The following is a 5,294-nucleotide window of genomic DNA, read 5'->3' as shown; positions in this document are numbered from 1 at the left end:
TCCCGGGCGGCGCGCGGGAGCGTACCGTCGTCACGGGTGGCGCAGGACGGCGGGACGAACGGGGGCTTCCGCCCGACCAACCCCAGTGAGAGAGAATGTTGTTCATGACGAATCCGATGAACGAGCGCTCGTCGCAGGAGCCCCTCTGGGCCGCCGGCGGGCAGTCGCAGGACGGCCAGAAGGTGCTGATCGTCGGACCGGACGGGCTGCCCGTGGGCCAGGGGTTCGCCGGGGCGGCCGGGGAGGGCGACGAGGGCGACGTGCCGCGTGAGCTGCCGGTGACCGAGATGGTCGAGCAGCCCGCCAAGGTCATGCGCATCGGCAGCATGATCAAGCAGCTGCTGGAGGAGGTCCGGGCGGCGCCCCTCGACGAGGCCAGCCGGGCCCGGCTGAAGGACATCCACGCCAGCTCGATCAAGGAGCTGGAGCTCGGACTGGCGCCGGAGCTGGTCGCCGAGCTGGAGCGGCTGTCGCTGCCGTTCACCGAGGACACCATTCCGACCGAGGCCGAGCTGCGGATCGCCCAGGCCCAGCTGGTGGGTTGGCTGGAGGGCCTCTTCCACGGCATCCAGACCGCCCTGTTCGCCCAGCAGATGGCCGCGCGGGCGCAGCTGGAGCAGATGCGGCGCGCGCTGCCGCCCGGGCTGCACGGCGGGGAGCCGGACGAGGAGGAGCCGGGCCACGGCCGCGGCATCCGTTCCGGTCCGTACCTGTAGGCCGTACCCGTGGTCCGCCCTCCGGACAGGTTCTTCGGAGTGGCGCGGGACCGGACGCACCATGACGATCCGCCCCGGCCCGCACCGCCGCGCGACGGCGTTGCGGGCCCGGGGCCACGATCGCCCCTGGACCGATCACCGTCGGCGGGAGCCGATACCCTGACCCCTGTCGTCGGCCGGTGTGCCGCCGCGACAGGGGTCCGCCAGGCCGGCGGGCCGGGCCCACCACGCACCGACGAGACCGAACGTCACGGCTGCGGCAGCACGGCCGCGCCGAGGGGGAGCAGAGGACCATGAGCGAGCACGGCAACGCGGCGGTCGAGGGCTCCTCCCTGGGCAACGGCCGCTATGTGCTGCAGCGGCTGCTGGGCGAGGGCGGCATGGCCTCCGTGCACCTCGCGTACGACAGCGTGCTGGGCCGGCAGGTCGCGCTGAAGAGCATGCACAGCGAGCTGGGCCGGGACGACTCGTTCAAGGAGCGGTTCCGCCGCGAGGCCCAGGCGGTGGCCCGGCTGGAGCACCCGAACATCGTCACGGTGTACGACAGCGGCGAGGACGTCGCCCCGGACGGCTCCGGCACGCCGTACATCGTCATGCAGCTGATCGACGGCAAGGGCCTGCGCGAGGCGATCAACGAGGGGGTCGCCCAGTACGGCGCGATGCCGACCGAGGAGGCCCTGCGGGTCATCGTCGGGGTGCTGAACGCGCTGGAGGCCTCGCACGACATGGGCCTGGTGCACCGCGACATCAAGCCCGGCAACGTGATGTTCGACCGCAAGGGCAATGTCAAGGTCATGGACTTCGGCATCGCCCGGGCGCTGGAATCCGGCGTCACCTCGATGACGCAGACCGGCATGGTGGTCGGCACCCCGCAGTACCTCTCGCCCGAGCAGGCGCTCGGCAAGCCGGTGGACGCCCGCTCCGACCTGTACTCGGTCGGCGTGATGCTCTTCGAGATGCTCACCGGTCAGCTGGTCTTCGACGGCGACTCGGCCTTCTCGATCGCCTACAAGCACGTCCAGGAGGAGCCTCCGGCGCCCTCCGGCCTCAACCGTTCGATCACCCCGGCGGTGGACGCCTTCGTGGCCCGGGCGCTGCGCAAGGACCCGGCGCACCGCTTCCAGAGCGCGGCCGCGATGCGGGACGAGGCGGAGCGGCTGATCGCGGAGCTGAAGGGCGGCGGCAGCGGGCACCAGCTCCAGGCCAGCACCCCGCTGGTGATCAACGAGGGCCCGCGCTCGGTGCACGCCGCGCCGCAGGCTCCGCAGACCCCGCAGCCGCAGTACCTCCAGGGGCAGCAGCCGCAGTACCGGACCCCGCCGCCGGCCTACCAGACGCCGCACCCGCAGGCGCCGCAGCCGCAGTACGTCCAGGGGCAGCAGCCGCAGTACCGCACGCCCCCGCCCGCGTACCAGGCGCCGCACCCGCAGGCCCCGCAGACCCCGCGGCCCTTCCCGCAGCCGATGCACCCCACGGCGCCGCAGCCGATGCCGCCGTACCAGCAGCCGAAGCAGGCCGGCGGCTGTTCCACGGCCGTGGTCGTGGTCGTGATCATCGTCGGTGTGCTGGTGCTGGCCGGCATCATCATCGCGATCGTGGTCAACAAGGCCCAGGACAAGACCAAGGGCAAGATCGGCCACTCTGCGCCGCCGGCCGCGGTGCTGGTCGTGGGCCCGTCGGCCGACCGGAATGGCCTGCTCTGACGGTTTCCGGCCGGTTGGGGGGTGCCACGGGCACGTCCTGGAGGCGGTAGCGTTCGGGGATACGTAAGCGACAGGGCACCGCGATTCCGAGCGAACGCCCGGGGCGAGGAGCGATGGCACAGACGCAGCAGCCGGACGACGAGGTGGGTGCCCGAGCGGTCGGACGGACCGGCGGTGCGCCGAGGATCCCCGAGCCGGGCAGTGAAGCCGCGACCTCCGCGCTGCCGCCGGTCGGACGGACGGGCGGACCGCAGACCCCCGGCCGCGGCACCGCCCTGCCGCTGGGCACGGTCGGCGACGGCCGCTACCGGCTGACCCACCGGCTCGGCCGCGGCGGCATGGCCGAGGTGTTCGCCGCCGAGGACGTGCGGCTGGGCCGCACCGTCGCGGTCAAGCTGCTGCGCGGCGAGCTGGCCCAGGACGACGTCGCCCGGCTGCGGTTCACCCGCGAGGCACACGCCGTCGCGGCGCTCAACCACCACTCCATCGTCGCGGTCTACGACACCGGCGAGGAGTACGTCGGGGACGAGTCCACGCCGTACATCGTGATGGAGCTGGTCGAGGGCCGGACCGTCCGCGAACTGCTGGTGGACGAGGAGGCGCCGCCGGTCGACCAGGCGCTGATCATCATCGCCGGGGTGCTGGAGGCGCTCGCCTACAGCCACCGGAACGGGATCGTCCACCGCGACATCAAGCCCGCCAACGTGATCATCACCAACGACGGCGCCGTCAAGGTGATGGACTTCGGCATCGCCCGGGCGCTGACCGGCGGGGCCACCACGATGACCCAGACCGGCATGGTCATGGGCACCCCGCAGTACCTCTCGCCCGAGCAGGCCCTCGGCAAGGCGGTCGACCACCGCTCCGACCTGTACGCGGCCGGCTGCATGCTCTACGAGCTGCTCGCGCTGCGCCCGCCGTTCACCGGTGACACCCCGCTCTCGGTGGTCTACCAGCACGTCCAGGACCCGCCGGTACCGCCCTCGCAGGCCAACAGCCGGGTGCCCGCCGGGCTGGACCCGCTGGTGCTGCGCTCGCTGGCCAAGAACCCGGACGACCGCTTCCAGGACGCCGACGAGTTCCGCGCCCACGTGCAGCACGCGCTGCGCGAGATGCACGGCGCGGCCGGGGCCTGGGCCGCGGGTGCCGCGCCCGGCGGACTGCCGGGCGACACCGGGGCCACCCAGGTGCTCCGGCCCGACCAGGCGGCGGCCACCCAGGCCTTCGGCGCGGTCGGCGCGGGCGACCAGACCTCGGTGCTGCCGTACTCGCCGTCGGGCGGCGGCACGCACCCCGCCGCGCCCTACCAGGGGACCGCCGGCCCGTACGGCGGCGGTGGCGAGCACGACGGTGACGACGAGGACGGCGGCGGCCGGCGCGGACCGTGGGGCTGGGTGGCCGGTGTGGTCGCCGTGCTGGTCGCGGCCGGGGTCGGCATCGCGATCGCGGTCAGCGGCAGCACCGACGACAAGACGGTGACGAACACGCCCACGACACCCCCGCCGGCGGTCACCAGCACCGAGCCGACCACCCCGGCCCAGACCGGCCAGCAGAGCTCGCAGCCGACGCTTCCCGGCAGCAAGCGGCCGCAGCAGCCGACCGACACCGGCAACTACGGCGGTACCGGCGGCGGCAACAACAACATGTCGCCGTCGCCGAACACCGGCAAGCACACGCCGACCACCCCGACGCCGACCCCGACGCCGACCGGCACCCACGCCACGACGGCCGCTCCGACGGGGACCGGCGGGCCGACCTCGGGGGCGACGGCGACGAACCCGGCGGGCGGTGGCAACAACACGCCCACCAGCCCGGCGCAGACCGGGAAGCCCACCGGCGGGGGCGGCGTCACGCCGCCGCCCCCGGGCCCCGGCACGGGCACGGGCGGCTGACGGACGGGATCAGTTGGCGAAGGCGTCCAGGACCTGCTCGTACTCCTGGCACCACCACGCCAACTGGCCCGCCGAGGCGGGGTAGAGCGGGTCGGCCCGGTGGTCGCCCCGCTGGTAGCGCCACTGCAGCATCCAGAAGTCGTTCAGCCGCTCCCACCAGACCCGGTGGACGGCGGCGGCCAGGTGCTCGGCGGTGGCCGCGCCGGAGGCCCGGTAGGACTGGGAGTAGCGGCGGACCCGGACCAGGTCGAGGGCGCCGGTGGTGCGGTCGTTGAAGAGCAGGGTGGCGGCGCGGACGGCCTCCTCGGCGCGCGGCTGCGGGCCGAGCTTGTCCCAGTCCAGCACGGCCGCGACCGGGCCGCCGTCGGGCCCGTCGGCGTACAGCAGGTTGAGGCCGTGGAAGTCCCCGTGGGTCCAGCCGGTGGGCGGGGCCGTGCTCGGGGCAGGGCGGCACCGGGCGTGTTCAGCGAGCAGATCCAGCCGTTCGGTGAGCCGTTGTACGGCCAGCTCGTCCAGTTCGTCGTACGGGCGGTGCTCGCGGGCGCGGCGCCGCAGGTCACGGGCGAGTTCGCGGCTGTCGAACGGGTCGGCGCTCTGGTATCCGGCGGGCTGGTCGAGGGGGGCGCAGACCTCGTCGAGTGCGCCGTGCAGTCGGCCGAGCAGCGTGCCGAGCGCGTCGCACCGCGACGGTTCGAGCTCGGTGCCGTGCCGGTGCCGGCCGTCGACCCAGGGGAACAGCGCGAACAGCCGACCGTCCAGGCCGGCCACCGTGCCGGTGCGTTCGGCGCAGGTCAGCGGGGGTGCGACGGGAAGTCCCAGGGCGTGCAGGTCGGCCATCGCGCGGTGGTGGGCGAGGATCTTCGGACGGTTGGCGGTGGCGGCGTCGACGTAGCACTTCAGGAAGTACGCGCCGGCCTCGGTGGTGACCCGGTAGCCCCGGTTGAGCAGGCCCTCGGCGACCGGTTCGGCGGTCAGCAGCCGCC

At 73.9% G+C, this 5,294-nt stretch carries 4 protein-coding genes; 3 read left to right on the top strand and 1 reads right to left on the bottom strand.

Going from position 1 to position 5,294, the window contains the following annotated elements:
* Positions 1-104: 104 nt before the first annotated feature.
* The 3 genes from J0670_RS29160 to J0670_RS29150 all read left to right on the top strand — a co-directional run bounded on the left by J0670_RS29160 (position 105) and on the right by J0670_RS29150 (position 4,311).
* On the top strand, positions 105-716 hold the full coding sequence (locus J0670_RS29160) for a bacterial proteasome activator family protein (RefSeq protein WP_207814687.1): 612 nt from the start codon (positions 105-107) through the stop codon (positions 714-716).
* A gap of 293 nt (positions 717-1,009) precedes the next feature.
* Entirely contained in the window at positions 1,010-2,419 is a 1,410-nt protein-coding gene (locus J0670_RS29155) for a protein kinase (protein WP_207814686.1), read from the top strand.
* A gap of 113 nt (positions 2,420-2,532) precedes the next feature.
* A complete protein-coding gene (locus J0670_RS29150) occupies positions 2,533-4,311 on the top strand; it encodes a protein kinase (RefSeq protein WP_207814685.1) in 1,779 nt (592 codons plus the stop codon).
* Between the two features lie 9 nt (positions 4,312-4,320).
* Here the strand turns inward: J0670_RS29150 and J0670_RS29145 are convergent, their stop codons facing one another.
* Complete coding sequence (locus J0670_RS29145) at positions 4,321-5,289, bottom strand: phosphotransferase (protein WP_207814688.1); 969 nt, start codon at positions 5,287-5,289, stop codon at positions 4,321-4,323.
* Between the last annotated feature and the right edge of the window lie 5 nt (positions 5,290-5,294).

It is taken from the genome of Streptomyces sp. FH025, from assembly GCF_017427025.1.
In the GTDB taxonomy this organism is placed as follows: domain Bacteria; phylum Actinomycetota; class Actinomycetes; order Streptomycetales; family Streptomycetaceae; genus Kitasatospora.
Note: the sequence above shows the minus strand (reverse complement) of the source record. Positions and strands in the feature narration are given on the sequence as shown.

Bases quoted from the DNA above. Each gene is read 5' to 3' on its own strand.
- J0670_RS29160 (WP_207814687.1), top strand. From the start codon at position 105: ATGACGAATCCGATGAACGAGCGCTCGTCGCAGGAGCCCCTCTGGGCC.
- J0670_RS29155 (WP_207814686.1), top strand. From the start codon at position 1,010: ATGAGCGAGCACGGCAACGCGGCGGTCGAGGGCTCCTCCCTGGGCAAC.
- J0670_RS29150 (WP_207814685.1), top strand. From the start codon at position 2,533: ATGGCACAGACGCAGCAGCCGGACGACGAGGTGGGTGCCCGAGCGGTC.